The organism is Micromonospora sp. NPDC048170 (assembly GCF_040652795.1).
Classification (GTDB): Bacteria; Actinomycetota; Actinomycetes; order Mycobacteriales; family Micromonosporaceae; genus Micromonospora.
Map to the genome: position 1 here is coordinate 134,998 of NZ_JBEZMR010000013.1, position 20,294 is coordinate 155,291.

Below are 20,294 nucleotides of genomic sequence, written 5' to 3' on the forward strand. Positions count from 1 at the left end.
CGGGACTTCGTCCTTTCACCCGTTGCGGGTACGAGGTTGGCCGGTCCGGGAGTACCCCGCCTCCAGTCGTTCATCACCCCGGCACCAGCCCTCTTTCCGCACTTCCCGGGCGAGGGGGGACAGTGCGGACGGCGAGGCCGTACTAGCGTGCAGGGCAGTTCCGAGATCGGAGATCCGCTCCATGCGCCTGTCGTACCCTCCCCGCCCCCGCCGCAATCGACTCCGCCCGCCGCTGGCGCTGGTCGCCGCGACCGCGCTCGCGGCCGGTGCCCTCACCGCGTGCTCGGGCGGTGACGGGCCGGCGCGCAGCGTCGACGCGTTCCTCGCCGGCTGGCGCTCGGGCGACCTCCAGGCCGTCGGCTTCGTCGACCCGACCGGCGCCAAGGTGCCCGCGGCCGACGTCGCCCGCGAGCTCAAGGAGCTCTCCGGCGAACTGGCGGCCACGCCGCCCACGCTGACCCGCCAGGGCGAGGCGAAGGTGACCAGGGACGTCGCGACCGCGACAGTGAAGATCGACTGGGCCCTGCCGGGCCAGACCCGCTGGGCGTACGACCGCCAGGTGCGGCTCACCCAGGGCGGCGACGAGTGGCGGGTGATCTGGGAACCGCAGCTCGTGCAGGAGCAGCTCACCCGGGGCGACCGGCTCGGGCTGCGCCGCGACGCCGCCACCCGGGCGGCGGTGCTCGACGACGCCGGCCAACCGATCGTGGCCCCCCGGCCCGTGGTGCGCGTCGGGCTCCAACCGAGCGAGGTCACCGACCTCCCGGGCCTGACCCGGAAGCTGGACGCCGCCTTCCGGGCGATCCGGCCGGCGATCACCCCGCCGGTCGACCTCTCCGGCCTGCCCAAGCGGCTCGCCGACGCCGACCCGGGCGCGTTCGTCGAGGTGGTGACCCTGCGGGAGGAGGCGTACCGGCAGATCAAGCCGCGCGTCCACGACCTGCCGGGCACGAAGTTCCGCAGCGACAAGCTCGACCTCGCGCCCACCCGGGAGTTCGCCCGGGCGGTGCTCGGCTCCGTCGACCCGGCCCAGGCCGACGACCTCGCCCGGCACCCCGACCGGTACGAGGCCGGTGACCTCGTCGGCCACGGGGGCCTCCAGGGCCGCCACGACGAGCGGCTGCGCGGCACGCCGGGGCTGACCGTGCTCATCGAGCGCTCCGGCCCGGACGGCACGCTGGTGCCCACCGGCACCGAGGTGTTCCGCAGCGAGCCGAAGCCGGGGCAGCCCCTGAAGACCACACTCGACGCGGCCACCCAGAACGCGGCCGACACCGCGCTGCGCGGCGAGAAGCGCCGGGCGGCGCTGGTGGCGGTGCGGATCAGCGACGGCGCGGTGCTCGCCGCGGCCAACGGTCCCGGCGCGGCCGGGGAGAACCTGGCCTTCACCGCCCAGGTCCCGCCGGGTTCCACCTTCAAGATGGTCAGCGCGCTCGGCCTGCTCGATCGGGGCGCGGTCACGCCCGACGCGACGGTGGACTGCCCGAAGAACTTCGTCGTGGACGGCCGGCCGTTCAAGAACTCCGACAACTTCGCGCTGGGGCCGGTGCCGTTCCGCACCGACTTCGCCAAGTCCTGCAACACCGCCTTCGCCGCGCTGGCGCCGAAGCTCGGCCCGGACGGGCTGGCCGTCGCCGGCCGGTCCCTCGGGCTGGAGGGGCAGTGGGACGTCGGCCTGGACGCCTTCACGGGCAAGGTCTCGGCGAACGGCGGCGCGACGGAGCAGGCCGCCGCCGCCATCGGCCAGGGCACCACGCTGGTCAGCCCGCTGTCGATGGCGTCGGCCACCGCGGCGGTCGCCCGAGGTCGCTTCGAGCAGCCGAAGCTGGTGCTCGACCCGGCCCCGGCCCAACCCGCCGCCCCCGGGCCGCAGCTCAAGCCGGAGTCGGTCGAGGCGGTGAAGGCGATGATGCGGGAGGTGGTCACGGCCGGCAGCGGCAGCGCGCTGCGGGACGTGCCGGGCGCGCCGGTGCACGGCAAGACGGGCACCGCCGAGTACGACAACAACCCGGCGAACACGCACGCCTGGTTCGTCGGCTGGCAGGGCGACGTCGCGTTCGCGGTCTTCGTCGAGAAGGGCGGGGCCAGCACCGCCACCGCCGTCCCCGCCGTCGAACGCTTCCTCCGCGCTCTCCCCCGCTGACCAGAGCCACCGGGCACCTCGACCGACGGACGGGGCAGGCCGACCGGCCGGGACCGGGGACCTCCGCCGGTCAGGCGATGCCAGCGGTCGACGGCGAGGTGCCGTCCTCGGGTGCGGGGAGCATGTCGTCCGGGTCGAGGCCGGCGAGCGGTGCCCGGCGCAGCAGGCCCGGGCCGGCGGAGGCGGGCGGGCCGACGGGTTCCGGCCCGGTCGGACCGTCGAGGGCGGCAGCCACCGGGACGACCGGCCCGAACGGGGGCGGCGGAACGTCCTCCGCATGATCCGCCTGGCTGCCCGGTTGGCGGTCGTCGCCGCCGCTCTCCGGGACGAGGGCCGGGCTGGAAGCCGGGGCAGGCATGACCGGAACCTCGGGACGGCCGTTGCCCCGCCGCGCCGAGGGCACGGGCGAGACGCCGCCCGCCGAGGTAACGGGCGAGACGCCGCCCGCCGACGGGACGGACGACACGGCAGCCCGCGACCGGCCGGATGGGGTGGCTGACGCCGACGGTCCCGGCAGCAGTCGGGGCGGCGACGCCGTCGGCGCGGAGACAGGGCGCAGCCCGGCCACCACGGTGTTGACGATCTCGGCCGCGTACGCGCCGTCCGGGTCGTAGTCGGGGTCGAAGACGGTCAGCTCGACGCCGAGGCAGTGCGGGGTGTCGACCAGCCCGGCCAGCAGGATCTCCAGCTCGGCGAAGGCGATCCCGCCCGGGTCGGGGGCGTCGACGGCCGGCATCACGGCCGGGTCCAGCACGTCCACGTCGATGTGCACCCAGTAGCCGGCGCAGTCGGCGAGCTGCTCGTGCGCCCACTGTGCCGTACGCGCGGCGCCCTCGGCGCGCAGCGCCGGCACCGGCCGGGTGGTGATCCCGGCGGCCTGGAGGTCCAGGCGGTACTCGTCCTGTGCCCGGATGCCGAGCACCACCACGTCGATGTCGCGGAAGTATGGCCGGCGGCCCTCGATGGCGGCGAGGTCGGCCTGCCCCCGGCCGGTGACCAGCGCGAGGTCCTCGCCGGCCGCCGCGCCCACGTAGGAGGCGTTGCCGGGGTGCCGGAAGTCGGAGTGGCCGTCGACGAAGACCAGCCCGATGCGCCCGCCGACCGCCTCGCCGAGCCGGTGCATGGCCAGCGCCGAGCCGAGCAGGATCGAGCAGTCGCCGCCGAGCACCAGCGGGAACTCGCTCCGGTCGATGATGGAGCCGATCCGCTCCGCGAGCGCCACCGAGTAGTCGGCGATCTCCCTGGCGTGGCAGACCCCGTCGCCGGGCCGCCAGTCGCCGGGGTCGTAGCGGGGCGGGGTGAGGCAGCCCGCGTCGCGGGCGCGCAACCGGGCGAGCAACCCCTGGTCGCGCAGCGCGCCCGGGGCCTTACCGCAGCCGGGGACCGAGGTGGACGTGGGTGGGCGCAGGCCGAGATTGCTGGGCGCGTCGAGGACGGCGATCCGGCGCATCATGGGCTCCCGTCCTCGAGGTGTCGGGCGGGCCGGCCGGAACGCCGGCCCGCGCTGGCGTGCTACGTGCTCAGAACAGGGCGCTGGCCAGGGCCCGGCGGGCCGAGGCGACCGCGGGGTCCTCCGGCCCGGCGACCGTGAAGAGGCTGACGAGGTGCTGGCGTACCTTCTCCCGATCCTCACCGGCGGTGCGGCGGACCAGGCCCACCAGGCGGGCGTACGCCGCCTCGGCCTGACCGCTGAGCACCTCGATGTCGGCGGCCAGGAGCTGGGCCTCGACGTCGTCGGGGTTCGCCTGGGCGGCGGTGATCGCCGCGCCCGGGTCGGCCCCGGCCACCCGGCGGGCCAGCCCGACCTGGGCGAGGCCCGCCTCCGCCGCGGCATCCGCCGGTGACTCGGCGAGGATCTTGCGGTACGCCTGCTCGGCCGCGTCGAGGTCGCCGCTCATCAGGGCGTCGTCGGCCTCGTCGAGGCGGGGGTCCTCCGGCTCGGCGACGCTCACGCCACCGGCCTTGAGCACCGCCTGGAGCCACTGCCGCAGTTGCGCCTCGGGCACCACTCCGGAGAAGGCGTCGATCGGCTGGCCGCCGACCACCGCGTAGACCATGGGAATGCCCTGCACCCGGAACATCTGGGCGATCCGCGGGTTGGCGTCCACGTCGACCTTGGCGAGCACCCAGGCGCCGCCGCCCTCGGCGGCGAGCCGCTCCAGCACGGGCGACAACTGCTTGCACGGCTCGCACCACTCGGCCCAGAAGTCCACGACCACCGGTGTGGTGAGCGAGCGCTCAAGAACCTCGGACTGGAATGTCGCCTCGCTCACGTCGATGACGGCGACGCCGCCGCCGGCGGTGCCGGGCAGCTCGGCGGAGGGGGCGGACTGGGCCGGGGCGGTGGGGCGGGCGGGGGCCGGTGCGGGGGTGCGCAGCGCGCTGAGGTCGACCGCGCCGCGGGTGAAGATCGACGAGGTGATCCGTGGGTCGCTCATGGTTACCTAGTCTCGCACGCGACCCGCCGAACTCAGACCAGCCGCGACGGCGACAGTTGCAACTGTCACGCCTGCTCCCGCACCCCGTCCCCGCCCCTCCCCGCCCTCCTCCGCACCCGCTCCCCGCCCCCTCCCGCCCAGCACTCCGCGATCTTGCACTTACGGCCCCCGGTACGCGGCGTACGCGGCATTTGCCGGGGCGAGAAGTGCAAGATCGCGGGGGTGGAAAGGGGTGGGGGGAGGGGAGGGGAGGGGCGGGGAGGGGTGGGGTGGGGTGGGGGTGGGTTAGAAGCGGGCGGGTTCGCGGTAGATGCCCCACTCGGCGCGTAGGGCGTCGCAGATCTCGCCGAGGGTGGCCTCCTCGCGGACGGCGTCCAGCATGGCCGGGATCATGTTGCCGTCGGTCCGGCCGACGGCGACCATCCGCTCGATCGCGGCCTTGACGGCGGCCTCGTCGCGGCCGGCCTTGCGCTCGGCCAGCACCCGGCGCTGCTCCAGCTCCACCTCGTGCGAGATGCGCAGGATCTCCAGGTCCTTGGCGACCGTGCCGGTGTGGCAGTTGACCCCGACGATCTTCTTGTCGCCCTTCTCCAGCGCCTGCTGGTAGACGAAGGCGGACTCGGCGATGTGGCCGGTGAACCAGCCGTCCTCGATGCCGCGCAGGATGCCCGAGGTCATCGGGCCGATCCGGTGCGGGCCCTCCCCGCCGAGCTGCCGGATCCGGGCGAAGATCTCCTCCGCCTCGGCCTCGATCTTGTCGGTGAGCGCCTCGACGTACCAGGACCCGCCCAGCGGGTCCGCCACGTTGGTCACCCCGGTCTCCTCCATCAGCACCTGCTGGGTACGCAGGGCGATCTCGGCGGACTCGTCGGTGGGCAGCGCCAGGGTCTCGTCCAGGGCGTTGGTGTGCAGCGAGTTGGTGCCGCCGAGCACCGCCGCGAGGGCCTCCACGGCGGTACGCACCACGTTGTTGACCGGCTGCTGGGCGGTCAGCGACACGCCGGCGGTCTGCGTGTGGAACCGCAGCCAGAGCGCCTTCTCGCTGGTCGCGCCGTAGACGTCGCGCAGCCAGCGGGCCCAGATCCGGCGGGCCGCCCGGAACTTGGCGATCTCTTCGAAGAAGTCGACGTGCGAGTCGAAGAAGAAGCTCAGGCCGGGCGCGAAGACGTTGACGTCCAGCCCCCGGGAGAGCCCCAGCTCGACGTAGCCGAACCCGTCGGCGAGGGTGTACGCCAACTCCTGCGCGGCGGTCGAGCCGGCCTCGCGGATGTGGTAGCCGGAGACCGAGAGCGGCTTGTAGCGCGGGATCTCCCGGGCGCAGTACTCCATCAGGTCGCCGATCAGGCGCAGGTGCGGCTCCGGGTCGAAGAGCCACTCCTTCTGCGCGATGTACTCCTTGAAGATGTCGGTCTGCAACGTGCCGTCCAGGGTGGACAGGTCGGCGCCCTGCCGCTCGGCGGCCACCAGGTACATGCAGAACACCGGCACGGCCGGCCCGGAGATGGTCATCGACGTGGTCACCCCGGCCAGGTCGATGCCCTCGAAGAGCACCTCCATGTCGGCGGCGGTGTCGATGGCGACGCCGCAGTGACCCACCTCGCCGAGCGCCTGCGGGTCGTCGGAGTCCCGGCCCATCAGCGTGGGCATGTCGAAGGCGACCGACAGGCCCCCGCCGCCGGCACCCAGGATCATCTTGTAGCGCTCGTTGGTCTGCTGGGCGTTGCCGAAGCCGGCGAACTGCCGGATCGTCCAGGTCCGACCCCGGTAGCCGGTCGGGTGGAGGCCCCGGGTGTACGGGTACTCGCCCGGCCAACCGATGCGCTCGAAGCCCGGGTGGTCGACTCCCTCGGGGGGCCCGTAGACCGGGTCGACGGGCATCCCGGAGAGCGTGGTGAAGTCGGCGTCCCGCTTGCGCGCGGCGTCGTAGCGGGCCTGCCAGCGTGCCCGTCCGGCAGCGATCTCGTCGGCGTTCATCCGCGGGGCTCCTCCTCGAGTCCTCGTCTGCACGTCGAGTGTAAAGCCCAGCCTGAACGATCGCTAAGGAATGTCGTACCGGTCGGTAACCCGAACTGCCGGTACGTCAGGCGGTCGCCGCGCCCGGATCCTCCAGGGCCACGTCGTCGACCCGGATGTTGATCTCGTCGACCCGCAGCCCGTACGCCTCGACCGCCTCGGTCACCTTCACCCGGACCGCCTCGGTCACCTGCGGCACCGGACGGCCCGCCTCGATCACGATGACCAGGTTGACCACGGCCGCGCCGTTCGTGACGTGCGCCGAGCAGCCCCGCCGGGCATCGCCGACCTTGTCGAGCCCGACCTTGTCGAGCACCGCGTTGAAGAACCGGGCCACGTCCCCGCCCAGCTCGACCACCCCGGGCACCGCTCGGGTGGCGGCGACCGCGATCTTCTCCACCACCTCGTCGGAGACGAGCGTGCTCCCGCCCGCCACCGCGTCCGGCGTCACCGACAGCTCCTGCGTCGCCTCGTCAGCCATGATCTCCCCACCCTCGCAGCGCCCCGCGCCGTCGGCGGGGCGGTGCGAGCGTACTAGCCGGGAGTCGTCCGTAGTGGACGTACCGGTTCGGCAGAGAACCGGCCTGATTCGGCAGACGCCTCAGGAGCCGAGTTGGGCGAGCAGTTCGTCGGCCGCCGCGTACGGGTCGAGGGCGCCCTCGGCCACCTTCGCGGCGAGCGCCGACAGCTCCGTACCGTCGCGCAGGGAGCCGATCCGGGCGCGGAGCACGCCCAGCGCGATCGCCTCGACCTCGGCGGCGGCCCGTGCCTCCTGGCGGCGGCGCAGCTCGCCGTGCTTGACCAGCCAGCCACGGTGCTTGTCGATGGCGGCGGCGATGTCGTCGATGCCCTCGCCCCGCACGGCGGTCGCGCGCACCACCTGCGGTCGCCACTCGCCCGGCCCGCGCTCGCCCAGGGCGATCATGCCCTGGATGTCGCGCACCGTGGCGTCGGCGCCGTCCCGGTCGGCCTTGTTGACCACGAACACGTCGGCGATCTCCAGGATGCCGGCCTTGACCGCCTGGATCGCGTCACCCATGCCCGGGGCGAGCAGCACCAGCGTGGTGTCGGCCAGCGAGGCGACCTCCACCTCGGCCTGCCCGACACCCACGGTCTCCACCAGCACCACGTCGCAGCCGGCGCCCTCCAGCACCCGGACCGCCTGCGGCGTGGCCGCCGACAGCCCGCCGAGGTGACCCCGGCTGGACATCGACCGGATGTAGACGCCCGGATCGGTGGCGTGGTCCTGCATCCGGACCCGGTCACCGAGGATCGCCCCGCCCGTGAACGGGCTGGACGGGTCGATCGCCAGCACGCCCACCCGGTGGCCACGGGCACGCAACGCCCGGACCAGCTCGTTGGTGGTGGTCGACTTGCCCACCCCGGGCGAGCCGGTCAGCCCGACCACCTGGGCCTGACCGGCGTACGGCGCGAGCGCCGCCGCGATCCGCGGCAGCGTCTCGTCGCCCGACTCGACCAGGGTGATCAGCCGGGCCACCGCGCGCGGGTCACCCGCACGGGCCCGCTCGACCAGCATCGGCACGTCCCGGCTGCGGCGCACCGGGGGTGCGCCCGCCGCCGGGCCGCTGTCGACGATCTCGCTCACTGTCCTGCCTCTGTTCGCGACTGCGGGGCTCGCCGTCGTCTTGCTAGGGAATCGGCCGTCCTGCGGTCACTGACCGCTCTCGCCGGGGGCCGGGACATGGATGATCAGGGCGTCGCCCTGGCCACCGCCACCGCAGAGCGCCGCCGCGCCCGTGCCGCCGCCCCGGCGCTTGAGCTCCAGCGCGAGGGTGAGCACCAGCCGGGCGCCGGACATGCCGATCGGGTGGCCCAGCGCGATCGCCCCGCCGTTGACGTTGACCTTGTCCGGGCTGACCCCGAGGTCACGGGTGGACTGGATGCCGACCTGGGCGAACGCCTCGTTGATCTCGATGAGGTCCAGGTCCTCGATGCCCAGCCCGCCCTTCTTGAGCGCGTGCTGGATCGCGTTGGACGGCTGCGAGTGCAGGGAGTTGTCCGGGCCCGCGACGTTGCCGTGCGCGCCGATCTCGGCCAGCCAGGTCAGCCCCAGCTCCTTGGCCTTGGCCTTGCTCATCACGACCACGGCGGCGGCGCCGTCGGAGATCGGCGAGGCGCTGCCGGCGGTGATCGTGCCGTCCTTGGCGAACGCCGGACGCAGCTTCGCCAGCGACTCGACGGTGGTGTCCGGTCGGATCCCCTCGTCCTCGCTGATCACCAGCGGGTCACCCTTGCGCTGCGGGATGATCACCGGGGTGATCTCGTCGGCGAAGTGGCCGTTCTTCTGCGCGGCGGCGGCCCGCTGGTGGCTGGCCGCGGCGAACGCGTCCTGTTCCGTACGGGTGATGCCGTGCCGCTCGCCGTGCCGCTCGGTGGACTCCCCCATCGCGCAGGAGTCCCACGGGTCGGTGAGCCCGTCGAGCGCCATGTGGTCCTTGAGGGGCACGTCGCCGTACTTGTAGCCGCCGCGCTGGCCGAGCAGCAGGTGCGGGGCGTTGGTCATCGACTCCATGCCGCCGGCGACGACGACGTCGAACTCGCCGGCGCGAATCAACTGGTCGGCCAGGGCGATCGCGTCCAGGCCGGAGAGGCAGACCTTGTTGACGGTCAGCGCCGGCACGGACATCGGGATGCCCGCCTCGACCGCCGCCTGGCGGGCCGGGATCTGCCCGGCGCCGGCCTGGAGCACCTGCCCCATGATCACGTACTGGACCTGCTCGGGGGCGACGCCGGCCCGTTCGAGCGCCGCCTTGATCGCGACGCCGCCGAGCCGGGTCGCGGGGAGGTCCTTGAGGTTGCCCAGCAGGCGCCCCATCGGGGTCCGCGCGCCGCTGACGATCACCGAAGCCATGCCTGCCTCCGAGGGGTGCCGACCTGTACGCCTTAACGATTGTTCGGTCAGACTAGCGCCATGGCTGAGAACTCCCCCGTCGAGACCGCTGCCGATAATGTCACAGACATCGGCCTGCGCCGCATCGACCACGTCGGGGTCGCCGTCGCCGACCTGGACGCCGCGATCGACTTCTACCAGCGCACCTTCGGGATGCGCTGCGTGCACACCGAGGTGAACGCCGAACAGGGCGTCCGCGAGGCGATGCTGGCCGTCGGCCCGACCGCCGAGGGCGGTTGCGTGCAGCTGCTCGCCCCGCTGACCCCGGAGTCGACCATCGCCAAGTTCCTGGACCGTAAGGGCCCGGGCGTGCAGCAGGTGGCGTACACCGTCGAGGACATCGACGTCGCCTGCGCGAAGCTGCGCGAGCGTGGCGTGAAGCTGCTCTACGACACCCCGAAGCGCGGTACGGCCAACTCGCGGGTCAACTTCGTCCACCCGAAGGACGCCGGCGGGGTGCTGGTCGAACTCGTCGAGCCCGCCGCCGCGCACTGACCTCCGCCGCCGTCCCCCGCCACCCGGCGGGGGACGGTGATCCCTCCCTCACCGAGCGCGACATTGCGTGGTTGGGCCGCCGACCGGACACGTCCACGCATCGGCCAATGCAGTTTTTCACAGAGGGCTTCCGGCCGTAACTACCGTTCAGTAACGTCCGGCCCCACGGGAGCGCGGCCGGTACCGGATGTGTCGGATGCCGACATGGCGGTCGGCCGCACCGGCGCCGACGATGGCAGCACCCAGGCCCACTCGCGCCGGGTGCGGACGAACGGGAGGTCGACGTGCAGGACATCCTCGAAGCAATCATGGCGGTGGAGGGCTCCGGCCAGCCGGAACGGGAGCTCGCCGCAATCGCCGGCCTGCCGGTACCCGAGTCGTACCGCGGTGTCGTGGTGCGCGCCGACGAGACCCGGATGTTCGACGGCCTGGCCACCCGGGACAAGGACCCGCGCAAGGCACTGCACGTGCAGGAGGTGCCGACCCCGGAACTCGGGCCGGGCGAGGCGCTGGTCGCGGTGATGGCCAGCGCGATCAACTACAACACTGTCTGGACCAGCATCTTCGAGCCGCTGTCCACCTTCAGGTTCCTCCAGCGCTACGGCCGGCAGTCGGAGCTGACCCGCCGGCACGACCTGCCGTACCACGTGGTGGGCTCGGACGCGGCCGGCGTGGTGCTGCGCACCGGGCCCGGCGTGACCCGGTGGAAGGCCGGTGACGAGGTGGTCGCGCACTGCCTCTCGGTGGAACTGGAGGACGCGGCCGGGCACGACGACACCATGCTGGACCCGCAGCAGCGGATCTGGGGCTTCGAGACCAACTTCGGTGGCCTGGCCGAGCTGGCCGTGGTCAAGGCCAACCAGCTGATGCCCAAGCCGCGCCACCTCAGCTGGGAGGAGGCGGCCAGCCCCGGGCTGGTCAACTCGACCGCGTACCGGCAGTTGGTGTCGCACCACGGAGCCAACATGAAGCAGGGCGACGTGGTGCTGATCTGGGGCGCCTCCGGCGGCCTGGGCGGCTACGCCACCCAGATGGCGCTCAACGGCGGGGCGATCCCGGTCTGCGTGGTCTCCTCTCCCGACAAGGCGGAGCTGTGCCGCAAGATGGGCGCCGAGCTGGTCATCGACCGGTCCGAGGCCACCGGCGAGGGCTACCGGTTCTGGCGCGACGAGCAGACCCAGGACCCGGACGAGTGGCGCCGCTTCGGCGAGCGGATCCGGGAGCTGACCGGCGGCGAGGACCCGGACATCGTCTTCGAGCACCCGGGCCGGGAGACCTTCGGCGCGAGCGTCTACGTGGCAAAGCGCGGCGGCACCGTCGTCACCTGCGCATCCACCAGCGGCTTCCAGCACCAGTACGACAACCGCTACCTCTGGATGCACCTGAAGCGGATCGTCGGCAGCCACTTCGCCAACTACCGGGAGGCGTGGGAGGCCAACCGGCTCGTGGCCCTGGGCAAGATCCACCCCACCGTGTCGAAGACCTACGCGCTGGAGCAGACCGGGCAGGCCGCGTACGAGGTGCACCGCAACGCCCACCAGGGCAAGGTCGGTGTCCGCTGCCTGGCCCCGTCGGACGGCCTCGGCGTACGCGACCGCGAGCTGCGTTCCCGCCACGAGGACGCGATCAACCGGTTCCGCGGCCACTGACCCGACGGATGACGCGCCGGCGACCATTGCGGTGAACGACGATTGTCTTTCCGCCGGAGGCGCCGGACGCTCATTCGAGTGACCCGGACCATGTCGCGACAAAGGGCCGCGGGTGCCACCGCGGCCCTTTTTCGATGTCACTCTCCGTGCCGTCCGACCCGCCCGGGACCTGCCAAGATCGGCGATCTGTCCGGCGATCCGCGGACCCGTAGTTGACCATGTAAAGAGGACAGGAAAGCTCGCCACCGCCCTTGCGAAGCACCCTGGGGAGTCTGCGAGTATGTCCCAATGCCCCAGCAGTCCTCCCCTCTTGCGTTCTTCGATAACGCGAACTCGCAGCCCGATTTCACCGTTGGCCTGCGCGGCTACAACACCCACCAGGTCGATGACTTCCTCGGCCGGATGACGGCCGCGCTGACCCAGTCCGAGCAGGCCCGCGCCGAGGCTGAGCAGCGGATGAACGACGCCCAGCGGCGGCTCCGCCAGGCCGAGCAGCGCATGAGCACGCTGGAGCAGAAGCTCGCCGACACCAACAAGCAGCTCGAGGAGAACAGCCGGCCCACGCTCTCCGGCCTCGGCACCCGCGTCGAGCAGATCCTCCGGCTGGCCGAGGAGCAGGCCAACGACCACCGCAACGAGGCCAAGCGGGAGTCGGAGGGCATCCTCTCCGCCGCCCGCCTGGAGGCGCGCGAGATCACCGACAAGGCGCGCGCCGAGGCGGCGGCGATGAAGGCCAACGCCGAGCGGGAGGCGGGCAGCGTCCGCACCGCCGCCGAGCGCGAGGCCGCCGAGGTCCGCGTCCAGGCCCGGCGCGAGGCCGACACGCTGCGTGCCGACGCCGATCGGGAGACCAAGCAGCTGCGCACGGTCACCGCCCACGAGGTCGCCGAGCTGAAGTCCACCGTCGAGCGCGAGGTCGCCACCCTGCGGGCCACCGCCGAGCGGGAGATCACCCAGCAGCGGGCGAAGGCCGCCCGCGAGGCCGAGGAGAAGCGCGCCGAGGCGACCAAGCTGCTCACCGACGCCCGCGACAAGCGCGACAAGGACCTCCAGGCCCTGGAGCTCCAGCTCGCCGAGCGTCGGGAGAAGGCCGAGCGCGAGGAGTCGGAGCGGCACGCCGCGCAGGTCGCCCAGACCCAGAAGCTGGTCAGCGAGGCCGAGCAGCGGGCCCACGCCGCGCAGGAGCGGGCCAAGGAGATCGAGCAGCGCGCCGAGGCCCGCCGGGTCGAGTCGGAGCGCACCGCCAACGAGACCGTCGACAAGGCCAAGGCGCTGGCCGACAAGACGCTCACCGAGGCCAAGGCCGAGGCGAACCGCCTGCTCACCGAGGCGCGCACCGAGGCCGAGCTGACCACCCAGGCGGCCCGCCGCGAGGTCGAGGACCTCACCCGGCAGAAGGACGCCGTCACCTCGCAGCTCGGCCAGATGCTCTCCGGTCTCGCCGGCATCGTGCCGGGCGTGCCCGCCGCGCCGCCGGCACAGGCCAAGCCGGAGGCGAAGAAGGCCGACGGCGCCGACGAGCGGGCGACCGCGGAGACGACCAACTGACCCACCTGACCGGGGCATGATCCGCGACGCGGGGTGACACCGGGTGACCGGTGCGCCCCGCGCCGTATGCGTTTGCGGGCCAAGTGAATTGCCCGGGCGTGTCAGTAGTGAAGTAGGTCCTATCCGGGGCGTCCGTATCGCCCCAGCCGGACTGGATGCGTGTGAGGATGGGGGCATGTCGCACGGCGAGGAACTGTTCGCTCTCGGCGGGGACGTGACCACGGAGCCCAGCTTCGAGTCCGCTCTGCGGGGGTACGAGAAACGACAGGTCGACCGGTACGTCGCTCGCGCGGAGCACGAGATCGCGGCCCTGGCGGCCGAACGGGAGCAGGCCTACACACAGATCCACAAGCTGGCCGGTCAGGTCGAGGTGCTCCAGCGGGACCTGGCCCAGGCGCGCAAGTCGTCCGGGGCGCTGGAGAACGTCTCCTACCGGCACCTCGGCCCCCGGGTGGAGCAGATCCTCACCCTCGCCGAGGAGCAGGCCGACGCGATCCTGGTGGCCGCCGGCGAGGAGATCGAAGCGCGCCGGGGTGCCGCCGAGCACATCGTCGAGGAAGCTCGCGAGCAGGCCGCCACCGCCCTCAAGGACTTCGAGATCGCGCTGGCCGCCCGCCGGACGGAGGAGGAGCGACACACCGCGGCCCGCAAGGCCGAGGCGGACGCCGCCGTCAGGACCGCCAAGGAGGAGGGCGCCCGGCTCCGCAAGGCCGCCCAGGAGGCGCTGGCGAAGGCCCAGCAGGAGGCCACCCAGCTGCGGGACGCGGCCAAGGAGATCCATCACCGGGCCCAGCAGGAGGCCACCAAGCTGCGCGAGGCCGCCAAGGAGGTGCACGCCAAGGCCCAGCAGGAGGCCACCCAGCTCCGCGAGGCCGCCAAGGAGGTGCACGCCAAGGCCCAGCAGGAGTCCAAGCGCCTGGTCGACCAGGCGACCGAGGCGGGCCGGGCCACCCATGCCAAGGCGCAGCGGGACGCCAAGCAGATCATCGACGACGCCGCCGGCGCCGGCCGGGCCACCCGTGAGAAGGCCCGCCAGGAGGCGGAGCGGCTCACCACCCAGGCCACCGAGACGGCCAAGCGCAGCCGCGCCGAGACCGAGGCGTACGTGCAGCGGATGCGCACCGAGACCGAGGCGTACGTGCAGCACGCCCGGGCCCAGACGCAGCAGGAGCTGGGCACCTGGCGGGCCGGGGTGGAGCAGGAGGTCAACAGCCGGCGCGAGGCGGCGGACCGCGAGCTGACCCAGCGCCGCGCGACGGCCGAGCAGGAGTTCACGAAGCGCCGCGACGAGTTGGACCAGCAGCACAAGACCCGGCAGGCCGAGCTGGAGAAGCAGCACAAGAGCCGGCACGAGGAACTGGAGTCCGGGTTCGAGTCGCGCAGCACCACGTTGGAGGCGGAGTACACCGCCCGCAAGAACGAGGTCGAGCAGGGCGCGGCCACCATCCGCCAGGCCGCCGAGCAGGACGCGCTGACGATGCGCAGGCAGGCCGAGGAGGAGGCCACGACGCTGCTCAGCCGGGCCGAGTCGGAGGCGACCGAGAAGCGCCGCAAGGCCGACGAGCACGTGTCCACGTCGCGCCGGCAGTTCGAGGAGTACGCGGCCACGACGCAGCAGCACCTCGCCACCACCCAGCAGCACCTCGCCGCCACGCAGCAGGAAGCCGCCGCCAGCCGGCAGCAGCTCGCCCAGGTGATGCTGGAGATCGCCCAGGCCCAGCAGCAGTTGGCCGACCTGCGGCAGGAGACCTGGACCTCCCGGCAGGAGTCCGACGAGCTCCAGCGACAGGTGGCGGAGCTGCGGTTGAGCCTGGTCGGCGCGGCCGACCGCCCGGGCGGGACCGACGGCGCCGTCGTGGCCGCCCCGGTGGTGGCAGGCGGCGGGCCGGCCACGGCGAACGGCGGGAAGCCCCGTGCCGACGCGGACAAGGCTCCGGCGGGCACGGGTGCGGGTGCGGTCTCGGCGGGCGCGGGCGCGGGCACCACGGGCAAGGCAGGCACTGCGGGCGTGGACACGGCGGACACGGCGGGCACGGGTAAGGCCGGCGCGAGCGTGGGCGTGGCCGCGGTGGGTGGGGCGACCGGCCCCGCGGAGGCGGCACCCCCCTCGGGTGGGAAACCCGCCGCCGGCAAGGTGGAGCCGGCAGATGCCGGACAACCGGCCAAGGGCCGCATCGAGCCGGCCGACTCCGGGCAGCCGGACAACGGCAAGGTCGCGACCGTGACCACCGTCGACGGGGGTACGGCCAGTGCCGGCGTGGACGGGGAACCGACCGTGGCGGCGGTGCCCGGCGAGGGCGGCCGAGGTGCCGCCCCGACGAAGATCACCAGCACCGGCGAGAACGGCAAGCGACCGGCGAAGCCGACCACCGACGAGCGCAGCGCGAAGCCGAGCAAGGTCGTCGTCGAAAAGGACTGACGCCCCCGGCACCGGGCACGGCGGGGCCACACCTGGTCGGTGGCCGCTCGCCGTCCCCGGTCTCGCCCTGCTCCGAGATCTTGGTACGGGACGGCCCCTCCAAGGGCCGATTCGTACCAAGATCTCCTTCGTTCCCCGCGCTCCGCCGCATGTCGCCTGCCGGCTCGGGTCACGTTACGTCTAGTAGACCTGGAAGGATCAGGCCCCTCCGGGGGCCGCCTTCCTCCAAGATCTCAGGATCGGGCTGGCCTTGCCGTCATGTTGCTGCTCGAACAGGGGTTCGCGGCCGGTTCCGGTGGGCACGGCCACGCTGGGCGGAAGGGTCGGGCCTGCGGCGTACGCTCCTGTGTGGAAAGCGCGGAGGTGTGCCCGCAGTCGGGCGTCCGGCGGGGAGTCGATCAGGGAGGTCCGATGGCAGACGACGGACCGACGGCGTCGAGCGGCGACCGGGAGCCCGGCACCAACCCGGCACCGGGCAACACGAACCCGACGCCGGAACACGCCACCGGACCAAAGCCGGACCACGCCGCCGGACCCAAACCAGCCGCCAGGCCCGAGCCAGCCACCGGCCCCGGGGGCGCCACCACCCCCGAGGAGGTCACCGGCGAGCGGGACCGGGTCGCAGTGCGCCCTAGGGCGGCGGACGCGGCGGGTGACGACGAGCAGGCGACGAACGGATCGAGCCGGTTCGGTACGCCGGGGCGCCCGTTGAAGCGCAGCAGTTTCCTCGTCGGCTTCACCGGGGCGGCCGGGGTGCTGCTCGCGTACACCCTCTATCTGGGCCTGCGCAACGCGGCCGGGATCCTGGTCCTGGTGGCCATCGCGCTCTTCCTCGCCGTCGGCCTGCATCCCGCCGTGGTCCGGTTGCGGTCGGTGGGGCTGCCGCACGGGCTTGCCGTGGCGGTGGTCGCGCTGGCCGTCGTGCTGCTGCTCTGCGGCGGCGTGTTCGCCCTGGTGCCGCCGATCGTGACGCAGACGGGGCAGTTCATCGACCAGTTGCCGAGCTACCTGGAGGCGTTACGCCGCAACGAGACGGTCAACGATCTCGTGGAGCGGTACGACCTGATGGAGCGGGTGCAGAGCGCGGCGAACGCCAACACGGTGGGTCAGGCCCTCGGCGGGGTGCTCGGCGGCGCCCAACTGGTCTTCGGCACGGTCTTCCGGGGGCTGACCGTGCTGGTGCTGACCATCTACTTCCTGGCCTACTTCGACCGCCTCCGCGAACTCGGCTACTCGCTGGTGCCTCGCTCGCGCCGGGAACGGGTGCGGCTCATCGGGGACGAGATCCTGACCAAGGTGGGCGCGTACATGGTCGGCGCGCTCAGCATCGCGGTGCTGGCCGGGGTCTCCACGTACGTCTTCGCGCTGATCGTCGGGCTGCCGTACCCGTTCGCGCTGGCCGTGGTGGTCGCGGTGACGGACCTGATCCCGCAGATCGGCGCGACCCTGGGCGCGGTGATCGTCAGCCTGGTCGGGTTCGCCACGGACCTGCCGGTCGGCATCGCCTGTGCGGTGTTCTTCCTGATCTACCAGCAGGTGGAGAACTACCTGATCTACCCCAAGATCATGCGCCGGTCGGTGTCGGTCAACGAGGTGGCCGCCCTGGTCGCCGCCCTGCTCGGGGTCTCCCTGCTCGGGGTGGTGGGCGCGCTGATCGCGATCCCGGCGGTGGCCGCGCTCCAGCTCATCCTGCGGGAGGTGGTCCTGCCCAGGCAGGACACCCGCTGACCTATGCCGGCCGCACCCGGGCAAACCGCCGGGCCCACGACGGGTGTGCGGCCGACGGCGGAACGCCGCACGTCGATCCCGACGACCACCGCCCTCGGCGCGACGAACGAGAAACAGCGGGCGCCGGGGCGGTCAGCCGGCCTGGCCGGGGGGCGGGCCGGGCACCGGGCGGTCCGCGAAGGAGGCCACCGTGCGGTCGGCGTACGCGCTGACGTCGCCGGTCTCCATCGGGCCGTCCCAGGTCGTCGGCAGCGGCACGGTGGCGGCCGGGTTGACCCGGCGGACCACCTCGTCCAGTACGGTCTCGGCGTCGCCGACCCAGAGGTGCTTCGCGCCGGGCACCCCGACCACCTCGGCCTGCGGCACCGCCGCGAAGCGCTCCCGGGCCTCGTCGGGACGCAGGTAGTCGTCGAACTCGGGGACCAGCGCGGTCAGCGGCTTGCCGGACTCCGCCCACTGGTCGAGATCCGCCGGGGCGGAGTAACGCAGCGGCGGGGAGAGCAGGATCGCCCCGACGACGGCCGGGTCGGAGCCGTACTTCAGGGTCAGGTCGGTGCCGAACGACCAGCCGAGCAGCCAGACGTCCGGCAGCTCGTGGAACTCGGCGTACTCGATGGCGGCGGCAACGTCGAAGCGCTCGCCGACCGCGTTGTCGAAGGCCCCCTCGCTGGTGCCGCGCAGGCTGGTGGTGCCCCGGGTGTTGAAGCGGAGCACCGCCACATCGGCGAGGGCCGGCAGCCGCCACGCCGCCTTGCGGAACACGTGGCTGTCCATCATCCCGCCGTGCGTCGGCAGCGGGTGCAGGCAGACGAGGGTGGCCACCGGCTCACGGTCCAGCGGCCTGGCCAGTTCGCCGACCAGCCGCAGCCCGTCCGCGGTGTGCAGCTCGATGGCCTCGCGGTGCCCGGGCAGGATGGAGGACGCGCGGATCGGTGTGCTCACCCCTCCAGTCTCGCCGGTGCGGCCGGGCACCGCCGGGCGGGGCGGAAACAGCGTGATCCAGGTCGCTCAGCCGTACCGGGGAGCGCCGCGACCGCGCTGGACGGCCGGCCCGCGCCGGTCCCGGGCCCGCCAGCACCCGCTGTGCCAGTGCCGCCGGTCGGTCAGGTCGCCCCGCCCGTCCGCCGGCCACGCCACCAGGTGCGCCACCCCGGGCCGGATCTCCTGGTCACAGCCGGGGCAGCGGTACGTCTTGGTGGACGCGCCGCCGCTGATCCCGCGTACCTGCCAGTCGCCGTCGCGCCACTGCTGCACCGAGGCGACGCCCTGGCGGGCCCGGTCGGAGTCGAGGTGCGCGGACTCATCGCGGCGGGGTCGGTTGCGACGGGGGCTCACGCTTGCCAAGCGTACGGGCCGACGGCGGAGCCGGCCCGGGACGGCTGGCCGGTCAGTCCCAGGTCTCCGGGCGGCCCAGATCCTCGGCCACCCACGCCCCGCCCAGTACGAGGGCGGCGTCCTGCTCGGTGAAGCCGCCGAAGGGCCAGCCGAAGTCGGCCACCAGATGGGCCTCCGGGAAGCCGAGCAGCTCCAGTTGCTCGCCCTGCGGGTAACGGTAGGCGGGCCGGCCGGCGATCGTCCGGTTCCCCTCGGCCCGGCTGCTGGCGATACTGCTCGCGTACTCGAAGGACACGGTCATCTGGCGCTGCTCGGTCGCGGCCACCCGCAGCGACACCCGCAGCGTGTCGGGGAAGGAGTCCGCGTCGATCCGGCAGCCGGTGAGCCGGGCGCCGGTGGGCAACGTGGTCAGCCGCACCGGACCGTCGCAGCGGCGCGCGTCGTCCAGCCGGAGGGCGTCGACCGCCACGTCGATCTCCCGGGCGGTGGCGGCGGTCACACTGGCCCGGGCGTACAGGCCGGGAGCTGGTTGCCAGAGCCGGAACCAGCTGGGCGTCTCTCCCCTGCCCCGGTGCCGGCGGTCGCTGCCGTCGTATGCCTCCTCGACCGTCATCGCCGACACGTCGACCGGCAGTCCGTCGACCACACCGTGCATGAGCGCGGCGGCGGAGGAGGCCAGCTCGACGGTGACCGCCCGGTTGCCGTCGACAGCGATCCGGGCGCCCTCCACGCCGGATTCGACCTGCCAGCCCAGGTAGCGGGCCCGGGCCGGATCGAACCCGAAGTGCAGCACCTGCGGATCCGTGCCGACCAGGTCGGGCCGGGCGGCGGCGCCGGGGACGCCGTCCAGCCGGGCCGGCGCGGCGGTGGCGACGGCCGGTGCGGCGGCGTCCGGCGGCCGTACCCGCTCCGGCAGCCCCGTGCCGGTGGCGACGGTGAATCCGAGCACCGCCGCCAGGCCCACCGCGACGCCCGTGCCGGCCTGGCGACGACGGCGGCGGGCCTTGCCCCGGGCGACGGCGAGTGCCGTCAGGCGGTCGGTGTCGACCGTTCCCTCGGCGCGCTCCCGCAGCGTCCGTACGATCCGCTGGTCGAGGTCGATCACAGCCCGCTCCCGTTCGTGGCCGGGGCGCCGCAGCGCTCCCGGAGGTGGATGAGCGCCCGCATGGCATGGGTGCGGACGGTGACCGGCGAGCAGCCGAGGATCTGGGCGATCGTCGCGTCGTCGAGGTCCTCGTAGTAGCGCAGCACGAGCACCGCCCGCTGGCGGCGCGGCAACGCGAGGATGAGCCGCCACATCGCGTCCCGTTCGGCCATCTCGCCGCCCAGGTCGCCGCGGTGCGGCCGTTCCGCGAAATCGGCGGTGGCCAGTTCCCGGTTCGTGCGCCGGCGCCACCAGGAGTTGTTGGCGTTGACCAGCATCCGGCGCACGTACACGTCCGGCCGGTCCGCCCGGGCGATTCTCCGCCAGTGCACGTACGCGCGGGCCAGGACGTCCTGGGTGAGGTCCTCGGCCCGGTGCTCGTCCCCCGTCAGCAGCCGGGCCAGCCGGATCAGGGCCGGGCCCCGGCTGCTGACGTACTCCTCGAAGGTCACACCATCCAGACGCCGTCAC

The 20,294-nt window shown here is 73.3% G+C and carries 16 protein-coding genes; 6 read left to right on the forward strand and 10 right to left on the reverse strand.

The window, feature by feature from the left end; genetic code table 11:
• Positions 1-181 precede the first annotated feature (181 nt).
• Positions 182-2,143, forward strand: coding sequence for a penicillin-binding transpeptidase domain-containing protein (locus AB0D32_RS18850; RefSeq protein WP_357091316.1), 1,962 nt, complete (start codon positions 182-184; stop codon positions 2,141-2,143).
• 70 nt (positions 2,144-2,213) lie between these two features.
• Here AB0D32_RS18850 and AB0D32_RS18855 read toward each other — a convergent pair whose 3' ends face one another.
• The 6 genes from AB0D32_RS18855 to AB0D32_RS18880 form a co-directional block, all read right to left on the reverse strand.
• Entirely contained in the window at positions 2,214-3,596 is a 1,383-nt protein-coding gene (locus AB0D32_RS18855; RefSeq protein WP_357091318.1) for an arginase family protein, read from the reverse strand.
• A 67-nt stretch (positions 3,597-3,663) separates the two neighbouring features.
• Positions 3,664-4,581 carry a tetratricopeptide repeat protein gene (locus AB0D32_RS18860; protein WP_357091321.1) on the reverse strand — a complete coding sequence of 306 codons (918 nt, stop codon included), beginning with the start codon at positions 4,579-4,581 and terminating at the stop codon, positions 3,664-3,666.
• Between the two features lie 285 nt (positions 4,582-4,866).
• Positions 4,867-6,555, reverse strand: a complete 1,689-nt coding sequence (locus AB0D32_RS18865; protein WP_357091323.1) for a methylmalonyl-CoA mutase family protein — start codon at positions 6,553-6,555, stop codon at positions 4,867-4,869.
• A gap of 106 nt (positions 6,556-6,661) precedes the next feature.
• Positions 6,662-7,075, reverse strand: coding sequence for an Asp23/Gls24 family envelope stress response protein (locus AB0D32_RS18870; protein ID WP_357091325.1), 414 nt, complete (start codon positions 7,073-7,075; stop codon positions 6,662-6,664).
• Between the two features lie 120 nt (positions 7,076-7,195).
• Complete coding sequence (gene meaB / locus AB0D32_RS18875; protein WP_357091327.1) at positions 7,196-8,200, reverse strand: methylmalonyl Co-A mutase-associated GTPase MeaB; 1,005 nt, start codon at positions 8,198-8,200, stop codon at positions 7,196-7,198.
• A gap of 66 nt (positions 8,201-8,266) precedes the next feature.
• A complete protein-coding gene (locus tag AB0D32_RS18880) occupies positions 8,267-9,466 on the reverse strand; it encodes an acetyl-CoA C-acetyltransferase (RefSeq protein ID WP_357091329.1) in 1,200 nt (399 codons plus the stop codon).
• Positions 9,467-9,526: 60 nt separating this feature from the next.
• On the opposite strand from AB0D32_RS18880, the gene mce reads away from it, so the two are divergent.
• The 5 genes from mce to AB0D32_RS18905 all read left to right on the forward strand — a co-directional run bounded on the left by mce (position 9,527) and on the right by AB0D32_RS18905 (position 17,344).
• A complete protein-coding gene (mce, locus tag AB0D32_RS18885) occupies positions 9,527-10,000 on the forward strand; it encodes a methylmalonyl-CoA epimerase (RefSeq protein WP_357091331.1) in 474 nt (157 codons plus the stop codon).
• A 284-nt stretch (positions 10,001-10,284) separates the two neighbouring features.
• Positions 10,285-11,649, forward strand: a complete 1,365-nt coding sequence (ccrA, locus tag AB0D32_RS18890) for a crotonyl-CoA carboxylase/reductase (protein ID WP_357091333.1) — start codon at positions 10,285-10,287, stop codon at positions 11,647-11,649.
• A 288-nt stretch (positions 11,650-11,937) separates the two neighbouring features.
• Positions 11,938-13,197 carry a DivIVA domain-containing protein gene (locus AB0D32_RS18895; RefSeq protein WP_357091335.1) on the forward strand — a complete coding sequence of 420 codons (1,260 nt, stop codon included), beginning with the start codon at positions 11,938-11,940 and terminating at the stop codon, positions 13,195-13,197.
• A gap of 175 nt (positions 13,198-13,372) precedes the next feature.
• Complete coding sequence (locus AB0D32_RS18900) at positions 13,373-15,616, forward strand: hypothetical protein (protein ID WP_357091337.1); 2,244 nt, start codon at positions 13,373-13,375, stop codon at positions 15,614-15,616.
• Between the two features lie 411 nt (positions 15,617-16,027).
• Positions 16,028-17,344, forward strand: a complete 1,317-nt coding sequence (locus AB0D32_RS18905; protein WP_357091339.1) for an AI-2E family transporter — start codon at positions 16,028-16,030, stop codon at positions 17,342-17,344.
• Positions 17,345-17,476: 132 nt separating this feature from the next.
• Here AB0D32_RS18905 and AB0D32_RS18910 read toward each other — a convergent pair whose 3' ends face one another.
• The 4 genes from AB0D32_RS18910 to AB0D32_RS18925 all read right to left on the reverse strand — a co-directional run bounded on the left by AB0D32_RS18910 (position 17,477) and on the right by AB0D32_RS18925 (position 20,275).
• Entirely contained in the window at positions 17,477-18,286 is an 810-nt protein-coding gene (locus AB0D32_RS18910) for an alpha/beta hydrolase (protein ID WP_357091341.1), read from the reverse strand.
• Positions 18,287-18,352: 66 nt separating this feature from the next.
• Positions 18,353-18,679 (reverse strand): hypothetical protein, encoded by a 327-nt coding sequence (locus AB0D32_RS18915; RefSeq protein ID WP_357091343.1) that lies wholly within the window; start codon positions 18,677-18,679, stop codon positions 18,353-18,355.
• 52 nt (positions 18,680-18,731) lie between these two features.
• Entirely contained in the window at positions 18,732-19,784 is a 1,053-nt protein-coding gene (locus tag AB0D32_RS18920) for a hypothetical protein (protein ID WP_357091345.1), read from the reverse strand.
• Entirely contained in the window at positions 19,781-20,275 is a 495-nt protein-coding gene (locus tag AB0D32_RS18925; RefSeq protein ID WP_357091347.1) for a SigE family RNA polymerase sigma factor, read from the reverse strand. The genes AB0D32_RS18920 and AB0D32_RS18925 overlap by 4 nt, the downstream gene beginning before the upstream one ends.
• Positions 20,276-20,294: the final 19 nt, after the last annotated feature.